Source organism: Streptomyces graminofaciens (genome assembly GCF_030294945.1).
In the GTDB taxonomy this organism is placed as follows: domain Bacteria; phylum Actinomycetota; class Actinomycetes; order Streptomycetales; family Streptomycetaceae; genus Streptomyces; species Streptomyces graminofaciens.
This window is the reverse complement of the sequence record NZ_AP018448.1, coordinates 1-19225: the sequence shown is the minus strand read 5'-3', so window position 1 is coordinate 19225 and position 19225 is coordinate 1. Positions and strand designations below refer to the sequence as shown.

22 protein-coding genes are annotated in these 19225 nt (G+C 71.8%); 2 read left to right on the top strand and 20 right to left on the bottom strand.

Annotated elements, in window-relative coordinates; translation table 11 throughout:
- Positions 1-113 precede the first annotated feature (113 nt).
- Both SGFS_RS00110 and SGFS_RS00105 read left to right on the top strand, forming a co-directional pair.
- On the top strand, positions 114-1577 hold the full coding sequence (locus SGFS_RS00110) for a helix-turn-helix domain-containing protein (protein WP_286246599.1): 1464 nt from the start codon (positions 114-116) through the stop codon (positions 1575-1577).
- Positions 1574-3010, top strand: coding sequence for a hypothetical protein (locus tag SGFS_RS00105; RefSeq protein ID WP_286246597.1), 1437 nt, complete (start codon positions 1574-1576; stop codon positions 3008-3010). The genes SGFS_RS00110 and SGFS_RS00105 overlap by 4 nt, the downstream gene beginning before the upstream one ends.
- A 346-nt stretch (positions 3011-3356) precedes the next feature.
- Here SGFS_RS00105 and SGFS_RS00100 read toward each other — a convergent pair whose 3' ends face one another.
- The 20 genes from SGFS_RS00100 to SGFS_RS00005 all read right to left on the bottom strand — a co-directional run.
- Positions 3357-4262, bottom strand: a complete 906-nt coding sequence (locus tag SGFS_RS00100) for a hypothetical protein (protein WP_286246595.1) — start codon at positions 4260-4262, stop codon at positions 3357-3359.
- Between the two features lie 110 nt (positions 4263-4372).
- The gene (locus tag SGFS_RS00095; protein ID WP_286246594.1) at positions 4373-4726 is read right to left on the bottom strand and encodes a hypothetical protein; all 354 of its coding nucleotides are present in this window, start codon (positions 4724-4726) and stop codon (positions 4373-4375) included.
- A gap of 80 nt (positions 4727-4806) precedes the next feature.
- Positions 4807-5838, bottom strand: coding sequence for an adenine nucleotide alpha hydrolase family protein (locus tag SGFS_RS00090; RefSeq protein ID WP_286246593.1), 1032 nt, complete (start codon positions 5836-5838; stop codon positions 4807-4809).
- Between the two features lie 75 nt (positions 5839-5913).
- On the bottom strand, positions 5914-6828 hold the full coding sequence (locus SGFS_RS00085) for a Mom family adenine methylcarbamoylation protein (RefSeq protein WP_286246592.1): 915 nt from the start codon (positions 6826-6828) through the stop codon (positions 5914-5916).
- Positions 6828-7346, bottom strand: a complete 519-nt coding sequence (locus SGFS_RS00080; RefSeq protein WP_286246591.1) for a DUF6248 family natural product biosynthesis protein — start codon at positions 7344-7346, stop codon at positions 6828-6830. Before SGFS_RS00080 ends, SGFS_RS00085 begins: the two co-directional genes overlap by 1 nt.
- On the bottom strand, positions 7343-7975 hold the full coding sequence (locus tag SGFS_RS00075; RefSeq protein ID WP_286246589.1) for a hypothetical protein: 633 nt from the start codon (positions 7973-7975) through the stop codon (positions 7343-7345). The genes SGFS_RS00080 and SGFS_RS00075 overlap by 4 nt, the downstream gene beginning before the upstream one ends.
- A gap of 88 nt (positions 7976-8063) precedes the next feature.
- On the bottom strand, positions 8064-9284 hold the full coding sequence (locus tag SGFS_RS00070; protein WP_286246587.1) for a hypothetical protein: 1221 nt from the start codon (positions 9282-9284) through the stop codon (positions 8064-8066).
- Positions 9285-9357: 73 nt separating this feature from the next.
- Positions 9358-10200, bottom strand: coding sequence for a DNA-processing protein DprA (locus SGFS_RS00065; RefSeq protein WP_286246584.1), 843 nt, complete (start codon positions 10198-10200; stop codon positions 9358-9360).
- 76 nt (positions 10201-10276) lie between these two features.
- The gene (locus tag SGFS_RS00060) at positions 10277-10825 is read right to left on the bottom strand and encodes a single stranded DNA-binding domain-containing protein (RefSeq protein WP_286246582.1); all 549 of its coding nucleotides are present in this window, start codon (positions 10823-10825) and stop codon (positions 10277-10279) included.
- A 175-nt stretch (positions 10826-11000) separates the two neighbouring features.
- On the bottom strand, positions 11001-11966 hold the full coding sequence (locus SGFS_RS00055; protein ID WP_286246580.1) for a hypothetical protein: 966 nt from the start codon (positions 11964-11966) through the stop codon (positions 11001-11003).
- A gap of 90 nt (positions 11967-12056) precedes the next feature.
- Positions 12057-12347 carry a hypothetical protein gene (locus SGFS_RS00050; RefSeq protein ID WP_286246578.1) on the bottom strand — a complete coding sequence of 97 codons (291 nt, stop codon included), beginning with the start codon at positions 12345-12347 and terminating at the stop codon, positions 12057-12059.
- 60 nt (positions 12348-12407) lie between these two features.
- Positions 12408-13025: a cell envelope biogenesis protein OmpA gene (locus SGFS_RS00045; protein ID WP_286246575.1), complete on the bottom strand. Its 618-nt coding sequence runs from the start codon at positions 13023-13025 to the stop codon at positions 12408-12410.
- 73 nt (positions 13026-13098) lie between these two features.
- Positions 13099-13464, bottom strand: coding sequence for a hypothetical protein (locus SGFS_RS00040; protein WP_286246574.1), 366 nt, complete (start codon positions 13462-13464; stop codon positions 13099-13101).
- A gap of 121 nt (positions 13465-13585) precedes the next feature.
- The gene (locus SGFS_RS00035; protein ID WP_286246572.1) at positions 13586-13963 is read right to left on the bottom strand and encodes a hypothetical protein; all 378 of its coding nucleotides are present in this window, start codon (positions 13961-13963) and stop codon (positions 13586-13588) included.
- Positions 13964-14085: 122 nt separating this feature from the next.
- Positions 14086-14412, bottom strand: coding sequence for a hypothetical protein (locus SGFS_RS00030; RefSeq protein WP_189784916.1), 327 nt, complete (start codon positions 14410-14412; stop codon positions 14086-14088).
- Positions 14413-14505: 93 nt separating this feature from the next.
- Positions 14506-16062: a ParB/RepB/Spo0J family partition protein gene (locus SGFS_RS00025; protein ID WP_286246566.1), complete on the bottom strand. Its 1557-nt coding sequence runs from the start codon at positions 16060-16062 to the stop codon at positions 14506-14508.
- Positions 16063-16454: 392 nt separating this feature from the next.
- Complete coding sequence (locus SGFS_RS00020; RefSeq protein ID WP_286246564.1) at positions 16455-17201, bottom strand: hypothetical protein; 747 nt, start codon at positions 17199-17201, stop codon at positions 16455-16457.
- 42 nt (positions 17202-17243) lie between these two features.
- Positions 17244-17417, bottom strand: coding sequence for a hypothetical protein (locus tag SGFS_RS00015; RefSeq protein ID WP_286246562.1), 174 nt, complete (start codon positions 17415-17417; stop codon positions 17244-17246).
- A 42-nt stretch (positions 17418-17459) separates the two neighbouring features.
- A complete protein-coding gene (locus tag SGFS_RS00010) occupies positions 17460-18380 on the bottom strand; it encodes a hypothetical protein (protein ID WP_286246560.1) in 921 nt (306 codons plus the stop codon).
- Between the two features lie 145 nt (positions 18381-18525).
- A partial coding sequence (locus SGFS_RS00005) for a DUF3560 domain-containing protein (protein ID WP_286246558.1) occupies positions 18526-19225 on the bottom strand: 700 nt, incomplete at its 5' end.

Sequence of the window (19225 nt, the reverse complement as noted above, 5' to 3'; positions counted from 1 at the left end):
GACGGCATGGATCTCGCCTACGTCTTCTCACCCAGCGGCCCCGGCCACCTCGCGCCCGCACGCCTGCTCCAAGGCGTCAGCGGCCGCGCGCACATGGCGTGCGAGGAAGCACGATGAGCCGCTTCGGGGCGGGGATCCGCCGTGGGGTGATGGCGGCGGACCAGTTCACCCAGATCGCCAACGGCCTGTTCCGCGACAGCCGGCTCTCCTTCAAGGCGAAGGGAATCTTCGGCTACATCAGCACCCACCGCGCCGGCTGGCACGTGACGGTCGCCGACCTCGTGCGCGCCGGACCCGACGGGCGGGACGCCGTACGCGGCGGCCTGAGCGAACTGCAGAGGCACGGCTACCTCGTCCGCGAACAGCTCAGGCACGACAACGGGACGCTCGGCGAGATCGTGTACTCGATCACGGACCGCCCGGCCTCCGGCGGTGCCGACCTCGCGCCGGCAGTCGGCACGGCGCTCGCCTTCGTGCCAGCGGGTGAGGCCGGGCCCGGCTTCGGGGCGGGGATCCGCCGTGGGGTGATGGCCGGGGACCAGTTCACCCAGATCGCCAACGGCCTGTTCCGCGACCCCCGGCTGTCGTTCAAAGCCCAGGGCCTGTTCGGGCTCATCAGCACGCACCGGGACGGCTGGCGGATGAGCGTCACCGACCTGGCGCGCCGCGGCCGCGACGGCGAGGCAGCCGTCAAGAGCGGGCTCAAGGAGCTGGAGAAGCACGGCTTCCTGCTCCGGGAACGCGAGCGCCACCCCGACGGCACCCTCGGCGCGGCCGCGTACTTCATCACCGACCTGCCCAGCCTGCAAAACAGCAGGTCCGGGCCGATGTCGGGTTTTCCACCGGTGGATAACCCGACGTCGGTTAATCGCCCCACTAAGAACACCAACAGAAAGAAGACCAACAAGCAGAAGACCAGATCCCTCCGTCCGTGCGACCGCGCCGACGTCGCGACACCTGCAGGGACGGACCAGCCGGACGCACCAGCGTCCCCGCCGGCCGCGCCTCCGGCGGACGAGATGCATCCGGGAATCCAGCTACTGCTCGAGATCGGCAGCAGCCGCCCCGAACTCCTGCTGACCGGGAAGGTGCTGACCGACCAGGGCCGCATGCTCACCGTGATGATGGAGTCCGGCTGGAGCAGCGAGCAGCTGCGCCACGTCATCACCGACCGGCCGTTGCCGAACCCAGTGCGCACCACGGTTGGTGCGATCATCGCCGCCCGTCTGCGGGCCGCTCAGGCCTATCCGCCGCCCGCCACTCTGGACAGCCGTCACCACCACGGCGACGTCCTGGACGACGAACCGTACGGGCGGCTGCCGGCCGAGCGGTCGTCCACGGCGTCCGCCGCCCGCACGGTGACCGAGGCCCTGACCTACCGAGCGCTCGTCGAGTGCGCCGGCTGCGGCGTTCCCACAACCGCCCCCGGCGAAGACCTCTGCCCCGCATGCCTGGGCTGGCCACCGTGCCGCACCTGCCCCGGCCCAACTCCCCGGCGCGCCCACCCCGACGGTGACGGCCGCTGCACCACCTGTGTCACCGCATCGACCAACCTGCTGGAAGGAAGCACACCATGACCACCCAGACACCGCCGACCAGCGAAATCGCTCAGCGGCTGCGCCCGTTCCAGCAACAGCAGCAGCGGTGGGAGAGGAAGCGGTCCCGCGCGGTGCACGGCGGCCACGTCTGCTGCGGCTCCGGTTGCGCGGATGGCTGCGAACCGGTCCTGATCCGTGAACGGGCCGGATGGGGGTGGATTGACTGGAGTGTCCCGGCCGACGGCAGCCTGCCCGAACAGCCCCACCGGATCGCCGTGTTCACCCCGATCGCGACTCGCTCCCAGCGCCTTGTCCTGCGCTGGCTGGCCAGGCGACCGGCACACCTCATCCGCCTCGGCCCCATGACCGTACGGCCGGCCACCGCCGTCGTCACGGCCCTCACTCTGATCGCGGCCATCTTCGCGATCACGCATGGCGTCCCCTTCAGCATCGTGGTGCCCGCGGCCGCCTTAGCCCCCCTGCTCGTGGAGCACCTGCCCGAGCGGTTCGATGCCCGCGCCGGCGAGAACGTCCGGATCGTCGAGGCCGAAGCCGCCTGCCGTTACCTGCAGCGCCTCGCCGCTCTTCACACCGGCCTCGTCGAAGCGGCTCTTCGCAGCGACCGCTACGAGGTGCGGCGCGCCGTCAAGGTCGGCCACCACCAGCTGTTCGACACGGCAGACCTGCTCCAGCGCCGCGACACCCGCTCGGCCTCCAGCGAGCTCATCGCCCGCGAGCGGCTGATGCTGCAACTCGCCGTCCAGACCAGCCGGATCGTCACGCCCACGAAGGGCGGCGCATCGCCCGACCGCCAAGACCGGTCTGGCCGACAGCAGCCGCTGGGTCCCTATCCGCCCCAACCCCGCCACCAGCCCGAGCCCTCAGCCGACCACACAACCCCCGTCACGACGAAGGAGGCAACGCACATGCCCCAAGACCGTCCCGAGCAGCCGACCGGTGAGGTGTACCTGCTCTTCGCCCACGAGGCCTACTACCCGGCCGCATCCCAGGAGATCAACACCTCGCTCGTGGCCGCAGCCTCGCTGCTGCACCCGCACGTCCGGCAGCCTGACGGCGCACGCATCTACGAACGCCTCACCCGCGGCCGCCGGCAGGGTGAGATCGTGCCGCTGTCCACGCTCACCCACGAGCTGGACGGCGGAGCGCGCTGGGGGGAGGTCGGCGACTGGGCTGCGGTCACCGCGGACCTGCTTCAGCTCATCCAGGACCGTGAATGCGACGGGCTCAGCTTGGGCCTGCCGGATATCGCCCGTGCCCTGGTGTGCTCCGGCCCGCGGAGCGAGGTCCGGGTCTACGATCCGGCGGCCGAGCGCTATCAGACGTACGGGCCCGCCGACCGTATCGAGGTCCTGGTCGAGGTCGGCAGGCAACTGGCCTGGGCGGAAGCCGGGTGCGCCCTGTGGCCGGGCGACGGCCTGCTGGTTTCCGTCAATCCCGGGGAAGCCACGTGATGTTCGGCTACGAGGCGTACGAAGTCTGGGCGGACTTCCGCAGACTGCTGTCCCGGTGTACACGCCCCAAGCGCCCTGGCAGCCGGCGGGCCGGGCCGAAGGAGACGGCGCCGCGTCCGGGAACGACGGCGGCAAAGACTTGCAGCCCGGCAGCTGAGGCGAGGCACAGGCCGTAACGGCGATGGCCGGTGCCGCGAAGCCGTGCGGCTTCGCGGCGGAGAGGTGGCTGGCCTCTCCATACCGGCCATCGTGCGGCGTCTGGCCCGCCGGGAGTTCGTCGATCCCTTAAACCAGAGGCCGCGGTCTTACGGTATCCCGCGTGTGACGCGGGGTTGGTGCGCTGTAGTCAGGGCGTCGAGGACCGGCGAGCGGCCAGCTCCTCGAGGCGGGAGCGTCTCCAGCGCTGCTGGCGCGGTCGGCCGGCACTGCCGCGGCGGTACTCGAACCCGTCGGGCTGCTCGAGATCGGGCAGGAGCCCGTGTCCGAGCGCGCTGATGAAGCTGTCGGCATCCTTGTATCCGAGGATCTGGGCCGCTTCGGCGGCGCCGACCAGGTCCTGGTTCTCGTCCTGGTCGGCGGCCGGCAGCACACCGCGCGTGCGGGCGGCGGCGACGACGGTGGCCCGCCGCCACTTCTTGCGGGCCCTGCCGCGGCTGCCCTCTTCCCTCTCCAGGGTCTCCGGCTCCGGCAGCTCGGGGATGCGCCCCTGGTAGAGGGCGCTGGAGAAGGAAGCGACACTGCCGTAGCCGAGCAGGCTCGCGACTTCGGCCGTACCGAGCAGCTCGTCGGGGTCCCCGTCGACCGACACCGGGGGCAGCGCGGCGGCCGGGGCGGAGCTGCGCCGGCCCTTGCCGGGCCGGTTGCTGGCCCAGGCGACGATCGTGCCGCGGCGCCACATCGGTCCGTCGACGTCCTCGTCGGGCTCGGGAAAGTACCCGGGCCGGTCGCGGAAGTAGGCGTCGATGGTGGAGGTACGGGTGTAGCCCAGGAGCTTGGCCACCTCCCGCTTGGTCAGCAGCTCGTCCTGGTCGGCCTCGAGTACCGCGGCCGGCAGCGTGCGCTTCTTCGGGGCGCGCTGCGCGAAGAACTCCGCGACCTCAGTGTGGTGCCAGAACCGCTTGCGGCCCTCGGTGTGCGCGACCGCGGGGAATCCGCTGTCCGGGTCGTTGCTCCACTCGCTGATCCGGGGCTTGCTCGTGCCGAACTCGGACACGATCTGCGCGGTGTCCACGAGCCGCTCGGCGGGAGACATCTGGGCCCCTTTGGAAGGATCGGCAAGACGGTGCCGGCGCCCGGTCGAGCGCGACAGGTTCGATAATGCCAAAGCTGGGGGGTTCGTGTCCAGCCCAGCGCGAGAGGCGGCTACAGAAGTTCCTCGCCAAGAAGGCAGACACCGAAGAGCGCAGCGCGCTCTTCCAGCTCCGCGTAGGCCATGGCAGCCGGCGCGGCATCCCAGGTGGCAAACGCGAGCGCGGAGACCGCCTCGCCGCGCGTCATCCCCTCCTCCCACGGAGCGCCGACAGCAGAGCACCGCTCGGCGAGCTGGGCGTCGGACAGGCTCGCGACTTCCCGGCGGATGCCGGACTGGACGTCGGCGACGCCCTCGCACCAGGCGTGGTGGCCCGTGGCGAGAAGGTTCTGCAGCGCCTCCCGGTCACTCAGGTCCTGGGCGCTGGCGGCGAGGTCGAGAAGCAGGGCGGTGGGGTTGGTGTCCATGGTCATCTCCTTGAATCCACTGTAAAGGGAGACGTGTGCCGGGCCGGGTCCGTCCAGACCCGGCCCGGCACACGCGGGTATCAGTTGTGGTCGGTGCAGCCGTCGCACAGGGCTCGCCCGCTGTGCCGGGCCATCTCGGGTTCCTTGCGGGGGTCCTTCTTCAGCGTTTCCCGGACCTGCTCCTGCAGGGCGGTGAACTCGGGCCCGTCGTCCGGGCAGACGACGCCGGGGTCGGGTGCCCCGCAGGTGTTGGCGTGGCGGATCAGGTCGGTGATGCGCCAGTCCGCGCGGAAGCTGTCGCCCCGCACCTGCTCGACCTCGGCGTACAGGTCAGCCAGCCGCGGCCGCCGGCCGACAGAGAGCAGCACGTCGGCGCGGGAGGCGAAGACACACAGCGAGCACGAGCAGCGGGAGGTTCCGGCCCAGTCGCCCGCGCCGGGCACCGAGTCGTACGTCCAGCAGTACGGCACGGGTGCGTCGGCGTGCCACTCCTTGACCGCGTCCGTCGACCAGTCCTTGACGGGCAGCCACTCGTCCACGACCCGCGCACTGTTGGCCAGCACCGTACGGAAGGCAGGGCGCTTCTTACGGTCGGCTCCTTCGTCGCTGCGCAGGCCCATGACCTTCAGGATCCGCACCGGGCGGCCGAGCTCGCGCTTGAGGCGGCTGACCATCGGCGTCCAGGCGCTGGAGACCACGCTCTCCTTCGCGGCCTTTCGGCAGTAGGGGCTGCCCATGCGGGGGAAGCGACCGTACGCCGCGATCTCGGTCAGCAGACTGTGCGGCATCCGGGTGCCGTCCGGGCCCGGCATCGTGCGGGTGACCTCGACGTGCCGGTCGGGCGGAACGCCGAAGGCGTTGCTCTGCAGCGCAGCGAGTTCGGACACCCCCGGGTAGCGGATGCCGTCGAAGACCACGGGCGGCCACTCCAGCACACCGAGGCTGGAGTGGTAGGAGATGACGCGGTCGGCTACGCCGGCGGTCCGGGCTTCTTCCATGAACACGGCCATCATGACCGCGCTGTCCTTGCCGCCGGACAGCTGGGGTGCGAGGAGATCGTAGGAGGTCAAAACGGGGGTGCGGGGCGGGCGGTTGGCGGTTCGCGAAGGCATGTCAGCTCCAGTTGCGTCGAGGAGTGGGCGGTGGGACTGGGTGCGCAGGACGGCGTGCAGTCCGCGGTCGGACGGCTATGCCGGGGACTCCGCCCAGGTGGCCGCGGGCTCGGCGTCGGCTTGCTTGGGGTAGGGCCACAGAGCGGGGAGGCCGAGCTCGATCTCCTCCCGCTCGCGGCGGGTTCGGCCGAGCCGGAACACGTAGCGGTGCGCACCGCGGTGGCGGAGGTTGCGGGCGCCGACCGCGGTCAGGGCCTCGCGCAGCCACAGGGCCGGGTCGCTGCCGGGCCGCAGCCGCGGAGCGCCGAGCGCGGTGAGCTGGGCGGCGGCGTACTCACAGCCCTGCTCCTGGCGGCGGATCTTCTGGGCCGCGCGGTCGTGGAATACGGTGCCGTCGGGCAGCAGCTTGACCGTGCGGGCGGTTGCCCGGCCGGCGTACACCGCGTTCGTCGCCGCGTAGATCGTCCCGACGTGCCCGGGCATGACCAGAGCGCCTGAGGCGGTCCGGCGCGGCACAGGGTCGGCGAACGAGACCACGCCGCGCACCCCGGCAGCGAGCAAGGCGTCGAAGCAGCGGGCGAGGAACCACGATTCGGAATTGCCGGGGCACTCATTGAGGAGAACGAACCGCAGGCACACCAAGGACTCGGTGTAGGGCCGGAGTTGTGGCAGGGGCTTCGTCAGCACGGCCTCGCTGACGGGGACTCCGAACACGGCGACACCACTCAGCTGTCGCTCACCCGTGCTCGTTTCGTACAGGGCAAGTCGCTGGGTGGCCGCCGGGTAGGACCCGGAGTAGTGGTGGGTGATGACGAACTTCTCGGCCTGCGCCTCGTTGAGCGGTGCGACTTCGTAGTGGCGGGCGTCGAAGCCTCCGTCCCGGACGTGCCGCCAGGAGTGCGTGCGTTCGCGCCACCGCTGGCACCAGGGCGACGCGGTCGGTATCTCCCGCAGGTCCTCGAACGGCAGGGTCTCCTGGACCGGGAACATCACGGTGCCTCCCCGTCCCCGCGTTCCTGAGGGCCGCTCGCGAAGAGGGTGAGCTGTCCCTCCGGGGCGGCTGCAGGCCGGTGCGCGGGGACGGCGTGCTGGGCGGCAGGGGGTTTCTCGGGTTGGCCCGTGTCAGCGGTTTCTTCGACGTCTGCCGGGTGAGGGCAGGGGCAGAGCCACCGGCAGGGTCGTTGGCCTGGTCCGTACCGGATCACGGCGACGACGAATCCCTGGGCGTCGGTGATGGTGTCGGCGTGCTTGTCGACGCGGGGGCCGCGGGCGCTGACGCACCGGTCGTGGTGCCCGGAGGCGCAGCCGGGGCAGATGCCGCGCTCGCAGGAGCACCAGCGGTGGAAGCCGTGGGGGTAGGCGTCGTCGATCTTGCGTAGTCCCTTGGTCCAGGCGTGTGCGCGGACCCAGGCGCCTTCCTCTTCGCTCATCGGGGAGGGGACGGTGGAGGGAATGGGGTCGAGGATGCCCATGATCGCGGCGCCGATGTGGCGCAGGCGGGTCGTCATGCTTCGTCTCCGAACAGCGTTGGGGTGGTGTGGAGTTCGTTCATCCAGGCCAGGAGGCGGGGGAGGTTGGTGTCGGGCCCGAAGGCGAGGTAGGTGCCGTCGCAGCTGGTGCAGCCGAAGGCCTGTGCGATGCGCAGTCGCCGGCGGGAGTTGACTCGGCCCATGTGGACGGCCAGGCCGCGCTCGCTGGCCTCAAGGGCCAGGCGGTGGGCGGCGGGTGAGGTCTTCCACTGGGTGGAGCCTGCGAGGAACAGCACGTCGATCAAGTCCCAGGGGATGAGGCCGTGCTCGCTGCTGTCCTGGGCGGCGAAGGCGACCGGGACGCCCAGGGAGCGGATCCGCTCCAGCCACGGCAGCGACTCGGCCAGGGTCGCCGCGGCGTCCAGCGGAACGTCGGGGGCTACGGCCCACAGGCAGAGCTCGCGTCCGTAGCGGTCGACGGTCGCCTTCAGCCAGGCGAACCAGGCATCGGCCCCGGGCCAGCCCTTGCCGAACTTGCCGTTGTCGCAGGCGTACAGCGCGCCGGGCGGGATCACGTTGCCCTGGGCCGGAGTCGTCATGCAGGCCAGCAGCCCGGCCTGCATGGCGGCCCGTACGTCAGCTCCCGACGGCGTGGCCAGGTACAGCACGGCGAAGGAGCAGCGAAGGAGGAGCAGCGGCTGGGGCCATGGATGCGCGCACGGGGACGTCCTTCCGAAGGAGGGGTGAGGGGGCGGTTCAGGCGAGCGGGAGCTGGGCGGCGGGGCCTGAGATCAGGGCGTCCCACTCCCGCTCGAAGTACTTGTCCTGCTTGTCGATCACGCGGGCGGGGGCGGTGGCGAAGAGTTCCTCCGCCATCGGCCGGCCCTGTGTGCGGGGGCGGATCCAGGCCCGGGCGCGCCCGTACACCGGGTCGTGCTCGGCCTCGACGCGGTGCCTCTCGGAGATGGAGAGCAGCCGCCGGGCCAGCTGCTGCGGGCGGCCGAGGTCGACGCGCTCGGTGGAGCGCATCACCGGGCGCTGCTCGCCGTCGGCGGACAGCAGGAACAGCCGGCGCACGTGGTAGAGCGCCCACGGCATGTCGAGCTCGCGCTCGAACGCCTCCAGACACGCCCGGTCCCTGGGCAGGGCGGGGTCGAAGAACTCCAGGAGAGTGCGCTTGCCGTACAGCTTCGCGTTCGGGTTGAGGCTCATCGCCGTGTACTCCAGGCGCAGCACCTCACCGGCGATCTCCGGGTGGGACCGCATGCGCTCCAGGTGGGCGGGCAGAGCGCCCATCGAGACGGGGAAGCAGCAGAAGGTGCAGTAACTCTTGGGCCAGTGCACGCCGAACCGCTTCAGGAGGTAGTCCTCGACCTGCTGCCGGCCCCACCCCCAGGACACAAGCGGGAACACCCCGGTGCGTCCGGGGACCTTCGAGTTGGCCGTGTCCTTGGTGGGGCGGCCGGGCTCGTCGGCGTTGAAGCCCACGATCTGCCTGAACGGGCGGCCGCCGAAGACCTGGGTGAGCCACCAGTCACCGACATCGCCCTTGGCCCACAGGCTGCATTTGCGGGTGCCGGCCTGCTGGGGGACCGTGCCGACGGACTCCAGGTCGTCCCAGAGCGTCCACGGCCCCCGGGCGAAGAGCCGCTCGGGGTGGCGGGAGTCGTCCAGGACCGTGAATCCATCGGACTTCAGGTGCCCGTTGCGTGCCAGCTGGACGAAGCGCACGCCGTGCTCGCGCAGCAGCGGGAGCATGAACTCCTCGCACAGCAGCCGTGTTTCGGGCCACTCGCTGCCGGTGGCCATGTAGAGGACGGCGGTGCGCTCCAGGTCGATCCCGTGCGCGGCGGGATCGGTGAGTATCCGTGCGAGATAGGCGGTGGAGTCGGCGCCGAGACCCCAGTTGATGACGGTGTCCAGGTCGTCGGTGGTGCTGAGGCCGGGCAGCGATGGCGTGTACGTGGTACGGGGCATGGCGGTCCGTCACTCCTTCTGGGGCACGCCCGTGCCCGGAGGTGAATGGCCGGGCACGGGGCGGCTGGGGACGTCAGAGCAGGGCGAGCGCCGCTGCGGGGTCCGGGACCAGGACGGCGCGCTGCTCGGCGAGCAGGCGGGTGCTGCCGTCGGCGCGGATGTCCTCGGTGGCGGGCGGTGCGAGCAGGTGCCGGTTGAGGGCGGCGGCTACCTCGGCGGTGTGCATCGCCGCCTCGGCGTGGTCCATGGCCTCGATGAGGATCACCGCGCGTGCGAGCGCGGCGAGCAGGGTGGCGCTGGCCCTGAGGGTCGCGCCGCTGGCTGCGGTGCCCGGCTGGTAGAGGCTGACCACCGCGCCGCCGGTCGCGGGGACGGAGCTCAGTAGCTGGGCGTGGTCGTGTGGGTGGGCGCGGTCCAGGCCGCGTGGCAGGACGGCGAGCGTTGCCCGTCCGGCCAGGGCGGCGGCCCGGTGGGCGGCTGCGTCGACGCCGTACGCGAGTGTCGCGGTGACCGTGTGACCGGCCTCGGCGACGGCGGTGGCGAAGGCCTGCGCCCGGGTGATGGCCTGCTCGGTCGCGTTGCGGTTGCCGGTCACCGTGACGGCGTTGGCGGTGAGGTGCGGCAGCTGGTCGCCGCCGCGGGCCCACAGGCCGAGCGGGCAGTCGGGACCGAGGTCGGCCAGGGCGGTGGGCCAGCTCTCATCCGAGGGGATGATGAACTGGCAGGACAGCTGCGCGTTGGCGAGTTCGTCCGTCGGCTTGTACTGCGCCAGGCGTCCGCTGTTGTCGTGGCGGACGCGCTGCTCCCAGACCTCCTGGGCGGAGGACTGGGCGAGCTCGGCGGCGAGTGCGGCCGGGGTGAAGTGGGCGGCGAGCGCGGCGCGGGCGGCGCGTTCGGGCAGGGCGGGGCTGGGCACGGCGAACCTCCGTGACAGGGCTGCGGCTGGCGGGCATGCCGGTGCAGCGATGGGCGGTGGTGGATCGAGGGCGCGGTCAGCGCCCGGTGCGGCTGGGCGCGGTGGCGGCGTCCCAGGACGTGCGCGGTGCGGACCGCCACCAGTCGGTCTCCGGCGCTGCTGCCGGAACCTGGGCGGGGCGGCCTGCCGGGGCCGGGCGGGCCGTTCCGGCGCGGTGAGCGGGCGGGGGCTCGGGCGTGGCCGCAGCGGTCGGGGCCGGAGCGGGGGCGCGTCCGGCGAGGACGGCGGGCAGGGTGTCGTCGATGTAGGCGACGTGGTGGGCGAGGTCCACGCCGACCTGGGCGGAGTCGAGATGGAGCACGTTGTCGCGCAGGGCCACGTTGCCGGTGGCGATCACGTGCACGGCGTCGGTGAGGCACTCGGCGACGTGCCGGGCAAGAGGGCCGGTGACGGTGCAGATGACCGGGACCGGTTCCCCGTCGCGCCACTGGCCGCGTGCCCGGTCGTACTCGCGTGGGACCTGTACCACGGTGAACCGGGCGGCGGGCGTGCCGCGTTCGGTGTGGCGCAGCCGCACGGTTCCGTACACGCGTCCACGGACGACGGCGGCGGTCTCTCCGCTCATGGAGGTACTCCTCGATGTGACGAACGTGCGGGCAGTGCCCGGGAGCCACCCGGACATGTTCCATAATACTGATACCGAGGGTGGGTGTCATCCCCTTTTCCTTCGGGATGGGAGCACCCGCCCCCGGCGAGGCCGGCCGCAGTCCTACGCCTGCGCGGCCCGCCTTCCCCCTCGCCTACGCGGCGGTCTGCTCTGCGGCGGGCTTGGGCTTCCGGCAGGGCCCGGGGCCCTCGCAGCAGACTGCCGCACCCGGGTTGTCCCAATGGCAGGTCCGGCAGTGCCACAGGATCCCGGCGGCCAGGGCTGCCGCGCGGATCGCCTCCCGCTGGCCGGCCTCGGCCGCGTTCAGCAACTCGTCCAGCAAGGGCGGTCGCGGCGCGCCTTCCGCACCACTGTCGTCGAGCACGACGGTGTCCTCCACCTTGACGCGCAGCGGCACCGTTCCGTCGGGCCGCACGAGCCGTTCGGCGGCGCTGTCGAGGTGGATCGACACCCCTACGGCGCCGAGCTCGTGGTCGAGGTAGACGAACACCAGGACGCCGTCGACCTCGGTGCACGGGAGGTCGTTCGCGTCGGTCTGCGGGTGGAAGGTGGCGTCACGATTGGCCTGCTCGCAGGCGTCGGCCTCGGGGAATCGGAAGTCCAGGGGCACGACGCGGGCACGGCCGGATCCGCTGATGGTGGCGCAGTAGAGGGAGTAACCCTCGTCCGGGAGGTTGCTGCGCTCGGGCCCGTAGTAGAGGTCCACGGCCGTGCGGTCGTCGGTGGGCGGCTGGTCGGGGAAGTCTTCTTCGCCCAGGAGGTTCGCCCAGGAACTGCGCACGTGCCGCGCGAGTTCGGCCAGGGCGGTGTCTTCGTCGGTGAACAGCAGCACGTCGTTCTCGTGCCGGTCCCAGCGGCGCAGCAGCCAGACCTGGCCCGGCGGGCGCGGTGCGATGAAGGCGACAGCCGGCGCCGAGGCCGTGGCGAAGTCGAACCGCTCCAGCCAGGGTTCGAGGATGCTGACGACATCCGCCCCGGGCCATTCGCCTGCCCTCTCTTCCAGTTCGGTGAGCTGCTGGTGCAGTTCGATGACGGCCGCGCCTGCGGGCGTGGTCGGGTCGGCGATGATCACTGTGGGCCTCTCTGCTCGTGGGGTCATGGGACGGCCTGCGGCGGCGCGTCCCGGCCGGGCGTCCGGCCGATGGTTGATTCAGGGGGTCGGCCGAGTGAGCCCGGCCTGACGGGTGTGTCAGAACTCGCCGAGGATCCGGAGACTGACGTGCCAGCGGTCGGGACCTGCCGGGCCCTCTGCGGTTGCCGTCGCCTGGCGAAGGTCGTCCTCGTCGCTGTGGTGGATCCACGCCAGCACGCGCAGCTCGGCCTCGGCCGCGCTGGAGGCGTCGATCGCGAAGGTGGTGGTGGCGGAGGGCCAGCCCTCGTCCGGACGCTCGAAGACCGTGTCGCCCACGCGCTGGGCTCGCCAGGCGGTCTCGGGCTCGTCGGGAACGGGCGGGAGGGTCACGGGGTAGTCGGTGGGCATGCAGTCCTCATTCCTGGTGGGCTTGGTCGGTGTGCCGACCCGCGCAAGGCCGGGCGGGGGTTAGAGCTCCAAGTCCAGGGCGATGCGCAACAGGGCGGGCGCGGCAGCGTGTTCGGCGGGCAGAGTGGCCTCGCGCAGCGTGCGCTTGCGCAGGACGGGCACGTTAAGGCTGATGCCGACCGGGACGTCGGGCGCCTCCTGGTGGGGGACGAGCTGGTAGTGCCGGGCGGCGATCATCCATGCCTCGTACCGGTCGGCGGGCCGTCCGCTGCGGGCGGCGTGCCCCTCGTCGGGGGCCTGTGCAGGGCAGGGGCACGACGGGTCGGCGCAGGGCCGGCCCGCGGGGTGTGAGGCGAGCACCGGGCGGGTGCGGTAGTGCGTGACAGCGCCGTTCAGCATGGGGCAGTTGGCGGCGGTGTACGGCAGGCACTCCGGGTGTAGCCCGGGCTCGGGGGAGTAGCCCTGCTGCTGGTCGATGGGGCGGACGATGACGAACAACCGCTCCTGGAGCGGATGGCGGCAGATCTGGCACAGACGCTGGAGGAAGGCGCGGCGGGCGCGGTCGGCGTCGAGGCTGCCGAACACGGCGTGCCCGTTGTGGATCAGGGAGACCCACGGCACGACCAGTCCGCCGGCCAGCGGACGGCCGAGGCAGCGCACAGGTATGGCTGGGCTCATGGGAGTCGCGGTCCCTTCGGGTGGTTGGTCATGCGGGCGGTCTGGGCGCGGGGAGCGGAAGCTGTGGGCCGGATCAGACCGGGGGCGGCGTGAGCCAGTTGGCGATGGCTTCGATGCAGGCAGCCAACTGGGGGATGGGCCGGGCGATCAGCGGGCGCTGCACGCCCTTGTTGTCGACGGACACGGCGCACCAGTGGTCCGAGGGGCCGGTGGGCGCGCGGTCCACCATCACCTCGTCCTGGTCGCCGAAGGGGTCGACGACGTAGAGCACCACGTGCCGGACACCCTTGGAGGGGGAGGTGTCTGCGCTCTGGGGCAGGCCAACGACCAGCCATGAGTTTCCGGCGTCGTCGTCCGTGTACGAGGGGATCCCTCGTTCGGCAAGTGCCTGGGTGGCGATCTGCGCGGCGGTGTCGAGTGGTGCGGTGCTGCTGTTCACTGGGTGGCTCCGATGCTGGTCAGGCGAAACGCGTGTGTGGGCCGGTAGGCGACTTGGGCGGGGCCTTGGTCGGCGCGGGCCTGGGGGCAGCTCGCTGCGCTGCCCCCAGGCCCGGTGCCGTCTAGGATTCGGCCGGGGCGTCGGTGAGTTCGATGCACGCGGCCGGGATCTTCGGGATCCGGTACCGCTTCTCGTCTTCGGCGATGCGGAATCGGGTGTTGCTCGGGTCCCGGCGCAGCCGCTCGGTGGAGGCCTCGTCGAGCAGGAAGTCGAAGCGGCTTCCGGTGCGGTTGCGCTGCTGGACGGTGCCGGTCAGCAGCCGCAGGCAGGCCGGGGTGATCGTGGTGGTGATCCGCCCGATGCGGCCCGGGGCGATGACCGGGCGCTTGGCGGCGTCCATCTGGATCAGGCGCTCGGCAGCTGCCTCCTGAACGGCGGCCAGCTGCCCGACCTCCGACAGTTGGCCGACGAAGGCGCGGATCTCGGCAAGGGTGGGCATGAGTGTGTCCCTTCTTCTGTTGCGGGGGATGGGCCGGGCGCTGGTACGCCCGGCCGGGAACCGGCGCCGGAAGGCCGGAGGGGCGGGCACCGGCTGTGCGGTGCCCGCCGGGCCCACGGCAGTCAGCCGAGCGGGTAGAGCACCAGCGCGGCGCGGGCGCTGTCGGGGACCTTGGGGAGCAGGTCACGCACGTCGGCGTACTCCGCGAGTTCGCTTTCCAGCGGGTAGACCTCGCCGGTCAGCTCGTGGGTGGGGGAGTAGCGTGCGTGCGCGTACGTCCTGAACGGCGAGTAGCCGTTGCCGTCGGCGTCCCGGGAGAGCACGACCAGGGTTTCGCCCGGAAGGCTGGCCCACTCGTTGCCGACGAGTTGCCGCAGCACGTCGAGGGTGAGCGGCTGGTATCCGTGGTCTTCCTGCGGTTCGGGCTCAGCAGAGCCGGACTTGGGCATGACGGACTCCTTGAGGTCCTCAAGTCAGGGCGGTTGGGGGCCGGGCACCGTCGGTGCCCGGCCGCTCGTGCGTGCGAGGCCTGGCCGGAGGGGTCAGGCGGCGGATTCGTCGCCGTCCTCGGTGTCGGCGTCTCGGTGCGGGGCGACGGCCTGGTCCTCGACCTCGGACAGGCGGTAGCTGCCCTTGTCGTCGTGGCCCAGCTTCTCCAGGAGCAGCAGGTAGGCGGCCTGCTGGGGGGTGAGGTCCTCCCACAGGAAGCGGACCTGCATGCTGGCGTCGTTCCAGCCCTTCGGGTCGCGCATGTCGCGCTCGAAGGCGGCGGCGACGTGCGCGAAGATGATGTGCGCCATCCGGGCCTTGGGCTGGGCGACCAGATCCGACAGCCGCACGCGCTCGAACGGGCTCTCCGGCAGCTTCACCCCCAGGAAGCTGGCCACGTCCTCGGCTTCCTGCCGCCCGGCCCACTTGCCGTAGAAGCGGGGCAGGTCCAGCAGCACCCCGAGGGCGAACCTCCAGGCCTCTTCCGGCAGGGCCTTGCTGCCGCGCACCAGCCGGGTGACGAATTCCTTCCGGGGACCGGCGGCGGCCTTCCAGGCCCGGTTGCACGCGGTGGTGCGGGCCCGCTCGGCGGCCTTCTCCTCATCCTCGGCCGTCTTCTCCGGCTTCGGCTTCGGGCGCGCCTTGTGGCCGTATTCGGATGGGTCGGCGCAGTACCAGACCGGCTGATGCTCGTCGTCGAGCCGGGCGCTGTGGCCGGGGCAGCCCTTGTGGTTGCCCTCGTACAGCGGCCTGCCCAGCGGCGTGGTCAGTTCCGACAGCGGCCGGGCGGTGTCCTTCTCCCCGTACGGCACCTGCGTGGGCAGCAGGGGGATTTCGGCCTTCTCCAGTGCCGCGACGGCCTCTTTGCGGGCGGTGCGGTCGTCCTGTTCGGCCTTGAGCAGCGCGAGTTCCTGGTCCCAGTGCCCGCGCCCGCCGCCCTCCTCGGCCTCGTCGCGGGCCAGCGCCCGCAGCAGTCGGTCTTGCGCGCGGGGCACGTCCTCGACCTCGGCGAGTTGAGCGATCTGTTCCAGGTCCATGCCCCCGGCAGAGGCGCGGCGCAGGGTGGCGTCGTCGAGCTGCTGGGCGCGGCCAAGCCGTTTGCCGGTGCCGCGCTTGAGGCCCAGGGCCCGTGCGGCCTGCTTCTGCTCGACTTCGTCCATCCCGATCAGCGAGAGTTCGGCGGCCTTCAGGGTGTCCTTGGGGGACATGCCCTGCCGCTGGTGATTCTCGATCAGAGACAGGAACCGCGTCCAGGCGTCCCGGCCGACCATGTCGGCGCGCACGTATGCCTTGATCTGCCGCTTCTCGTGGCCTTCCGCCTCGGCGGTGGCGTTGGCGATCTGTGCGGCCTGGGTGCGCCGCCAGCCTTTGAACGCGCCGTACGTGCCGTCCGGGCGGGGGCGGACGCTGACCGGGTCCTGGACACCGACGGCCTTGACGGAGTTGATCAGGTCGGCGTCGGGCTCGGTGTCGTGTTCGCGGGCGTTGCATTCGTCGCGCGCGATCGTGTCCGGGTCGAGCAGGACGGCGGTCAGGTTCGCCTCGTCGGCGTCGACCGGGGCGGACTCGGCGGTCTGGTCGGCGGAGTCGGGCTTGGTGGCTGTGGCCATGTCTGGCCTCCTCATGCTGGGTTGACGGACTTTCAGCGGGGCCGGGAGGGAGCCGCCCTCTCGACATGTTCCATAATACTGCATTGATGGGGTGGGGCAACTGAATTTCTCAGCGCTGCCCCACCGCCAAAAGTGCAGTTCACATGGCCTTGCGGCGCTGTGCCGCGTGCACGGAGCAGGCGTACACAGCACGTGTTCCGCCCCCGATGCGGGGGAAAGAGGTCACCTGCTCGGTGCAGGGCAGGCCGCAGTCGACGCACCTGCGGTCGTCATCAGTCGCGGGGGCCGGCGCGGGCGGCGGGGACAGTGCGGATCGGGGCATGGCGGAGCCTCTCTCGTCTTTCGGGACTGTGGGAGTGCCGTACGCGCTCTGTGCGGGCGGGTGTCGGCGGTTACGCGGGTTCGCCGCTGGTGGCTTCGCGGCGGTGCTGCTCGGCGAGCGCGCGAGCACCCAGCTGCGATTCGACCGTCACCCTCCAGCCGCAGGAGCAGGTCGCGACGGTGGAGCCGTCGTACATCTGGCTGCCCTTGCGCTCGCGCCCCAGCCCGGCGGAATCGCTTCGGTCGAACGGCCGGTGCCATCCGGACGGCTGGCCGGTACGGGTCAGGTGACGGGCCTCGGGGGCGCACAGCAGACGCAGGCCTGCGTCTGCCACGGCGGCCACCTTCCAGGAGTCCCACTCGGAGCCCTCCAGTTGACCGGACAGCTCCGCGCCCGTGGTGCTGCGCAGCTCGATCCGGCCGTCCGGCCACACGCGCACGGACGCGCCAGGCATGCTCCAGCCGACCGAGCCGTCCAACTGCCGGGGGATGCCGTTGCGGTGGTCCGGCGTCATCCTCGCGAGCAGCCGGACCGAGGACATGGCGGCGGACGGGTGCCGGTGGTCGGCCGTTTCCGGTGCGGCCTGGGCGATGGTGGCCAGCCAGGCCGGGGCGAGCGGGTACGCCTCGGGGCGCAGGGTCAGCAGCGCGGCGCGGTCCTGTCCGTTGCGGGAGTGCACGGCGGCCCGTACGAAGTCCGAGGAGCGGGCGTACCTGCGCACGGACACCGGGCTGTGCCCGGTGGTGAACCGGGCCTGCTGGCGGTCGGCGAGCGTGGACAGGTCTGCGGTGTCCAGCGGGGTGTCAGCCTGGGGCACGGCGGCGGTCCTTTCGTGTGCGGGATCTCCCGGAACGTCGGGTCAGCGGTGGGGGCACCGGTCGGCGAAGTGCCACGTGAAGGTACGTTGCGAGGTCATCCCGTGGCTGGGGCAGCCGGGGGACAGGACGGAGCCGCCGCAGCGCAGGAGTGTGCAGGTGCAGCGCGGGTCGGCGTCCAGGTGGGCGTGTACGTCGGGTTCGGGGTCGGGGAACACCGGGGCCTCCTTCGTCTCGGGCGGGGCGGGGAAGGGCGGTGCTCAGTCCTGGACAGGGCCTTTCGCCTGGTTCTCGGCGCGCCACTGCGTCAGCTGGCGGGCGCACGCCGCGCTGTCGGCGAGGCAGTCATCAGCCGTGTCGGGGGAGGGGTGGCGCACCACGTCGATCGCTTCGCCGTCCGGGTCGTACAGGCGGGCCGTCCATCCCCCGCTGCCCCTGCCGCTGGTGTGGTCCTCCGGCGCGTGCTCGGCAGATCCCTCGTCGTCGATCTGGATCCTCCAGCCTTCGACCAGGGGGACGAGGACGGCGGTGTTGCCGGGGCCGGGGGCGGTGGTGAGGCTGCACCCCTGGAACGCGGCGAGTTCCAGCGCGCGGATGAGGATCTTGCCCGCGCAGGCCGGGATGTCTCGGGCGGCCACCGGTGCGGCGCCAAGTCGCTCGCGCAGGGCGGTGACCAGCTCCAGCGTGGCCGTGGTTCCGGCCGACAGCCGTACGCCGCTGGAGCCGTCGGTGAGTCGGGCGCGCAGCTCGGCGAGGACGGCGGGGGCCGTGGAGGCGCCGGGCAGGTTATCGACGATGTTGGTGTGGAGCAGGAAGAGCCGTGCTGCCCAGTGCCGGGCGGGGCTCTCCGGGGCGCTGTCGGGGAACTGCTCGCAGGTCAGGTCGTACGCCCGCGTGATGCCGTCGCGGGTGAGGGTCCGCAGGGTGCGGGCGGCGGCGACGATACGCGCGGGGTCGGCGAGCGGGAAAAGGTCGCGCTGGCCGGTGGCGTGGGCCTCGTAGAGGACTCCGTCCCACAACACGGCCAGTTCTACGGCGCGTTCGGCCCGGTGGGCGAGCCGGGCCAGCCGCCGGGGGTCGCTCTGGGTGCCCAGGGTGAGGGCGGCGCCGGCCTCGCGCTGGAGCGTGTAGGCGTGCTGGGCGTGGGTGGTGAGCAGTGCGGCCGCGTCGCGCAGGTTCACGGGGAGTCTCCTCGCTCGCTTCGTGGACATGTTCCATAATACTTTATGTGGGGGGTGGGGCAACTGGATTTCTCAGCGCTGCCCCACCGTGGGTGGCGCAGGTCAGGGCGGCGGATGCCAGGCCGTGTGCAGGGAACCGGCGCGCTCAGGCGTCGCGCTGGTCCTGCCCGCTCTCGGCGGCGGTTCCGCCCGGCTTCGCCTTCCCCTCCGCCAGCAGCGCCCGCATCTCCTCGGCGCTCACGCGGCCGGTGACCTTGTCGTACGGGAGCTTTCCGTTGAACGAGTACCGCCGGTTGGCCTGCGAGACGATCGGCCCTGCCTCGGGCCCGCCGGGCACGGTGACCGTCTTCTTGTTGACCCGCAGTACTTCCAGCAGGCGGCTGCCGGAGCGCACGAAGTCACCGGCCTTGAAGTCGTCCGGCCCCCACAGCTTCACGCCCTCGGCCTCGGCCTCCTTGACGATCCGCTCCCAGTGGCCGATCTCGTCGCACAGGTCGGCATGGTCGGCGTCGAGCCGGACGAGGGCCTCCACCAGAGCCTCAAGGGTGATCTCACCCGCCCTCGCGTCGTCGACCGTCCGGGCCTGCTGGCGCTCGACGCGGCGCCGGTCTGCCTGCAGGCGCTCCAGGCGGCGCAGCGTCACCCCCGGGTTCGTTCTGTGCTGCTCGTAGTGCTCGGCTGTGTCGGCGCGGCCCGCGCAGCGGTCGGCCTCCCCCTGCTCCTCGGCGCTTTGGCCGAAGAGGCGGTGCGCGCGCTCCAGGTCGCGCATGTGCCGTTTGGCCGAGTAGTGGTCGACCTTGACCGGCTCTCCCGCGTACCCGCGCGTGATCTCGCGCCCGCGCTCC

Excerpts from the sequence above, each read along its gene's own strand:
- SGFS_RS00080 (WP_286246591.1), bottom strand. The coding sequence starts at position 7,346 with ATGACGACCCGCCTGCGCCACATCGGCGCCGCGATCATGGGCATCCTC.
- SGFS_RS00085 (WP_286246592.1), bottom strand. The coding sequence starts at position 6,828 with ATGTTCCCGGTCCAGGAGACCCTGCCGTTCGAGGACCTGCGGGAGATA.
- SGFS_RS00070 (WP_286246587.1), bottom strand. The coding sequence starts at position 9,284 with ATGCCCCGTACCACGTACACGCCATCGCTGCCCGGCCTCAGCACCACC.
- SGFS_RS00060 (WP_286246582.1), bottom strand. The coding sequence starts at position 10,825 with ATGAGCGGAGAGACCGCCGCCGTCGTCCGTGGACGCGTGTACGGAACC.
- SGFS_RS00095 (WP_286246594.1), bottom strand. The coding sequence starts at position 4,726 with ATGGACACCAACCCCACCGCCCTGCTTCTCGACCTCGCCGCCAGCGCC.
- SGFS_RS00050 (WP_286246578.1), bottom strand. The coding sequence starts at position 12,347 with ATGCCCACCGACTACCCCGTGACCCTCCCGCCCGTTCCCGACGAGCCC.
- SGFS_RS00045 (WP_286246575.1), bottom strand. The coding sequence starts at position 13,025 with ATGAGCCCAGCCATACCTGTGCGCTGCCTCGGCCGTCCGCTGGCCGGC.
- SGFS_RS00035 (WP_286246572.1), bottom strand. The coding sequence starts at position 13,963 with ATGCCCACCCTTGCCGAGATCCGCGCCTTCGTCGGCCAACTGTCGGAG.
- SGFS_RS00090 (WP_286246593.1), bottom strand. The coding sequence starts at position 5,838 with ATGCCTTCGCGAACCGCCAACCGCCCGCCCCGCACCCCCGTTTTGACC.
- SGFS_RS00030 (WP_189784916.1), bottom strand. The coding sequence starts at position 14,412 with ATGCCCAAGTCCGGCTCTGCTGAGCCCGAACCGCAGGAAGACCACGGA.
- SGFS_RS00055 (WP_286246580.1), bottom strand. The coding sequence starts at position 11,966 with ATGACCCCACGAGCAGAGAGGCCCACAGTGATCATCGCCGACCCGACC.
- SGFS_RS00025 (WP_286246566.1), bottom strand. The coding sequence starts at position 16,062 with ATGGCCACAGCCACCAAGCCCGACTCCGCCGACCAGACCGCCGAGTCC.
- SGFS_RS00110 (WP_286246599.1), top strand. The coding sequence starts at position 114 with ATGAGCCGCTTCGGGGCGGGGATCCGCCGTGGGGTGATGGCGGCGGAC.
- SGFS_RS00100 (WP_286246595.1), bottom strand. The coding sequence starts at position 4,262 with ATGTCTCCCGCCGAGCGGCTCGTGGACACCGCGCAGATCGTGTCCGAG.
- SGFS_RS00105 (WP_286246597.1), top strand. The coding sequence starts at position 1,574 with ATGACCACCCAGACACCGCCGACCAGCGAAATCGCTCAGCGGCTGCGC.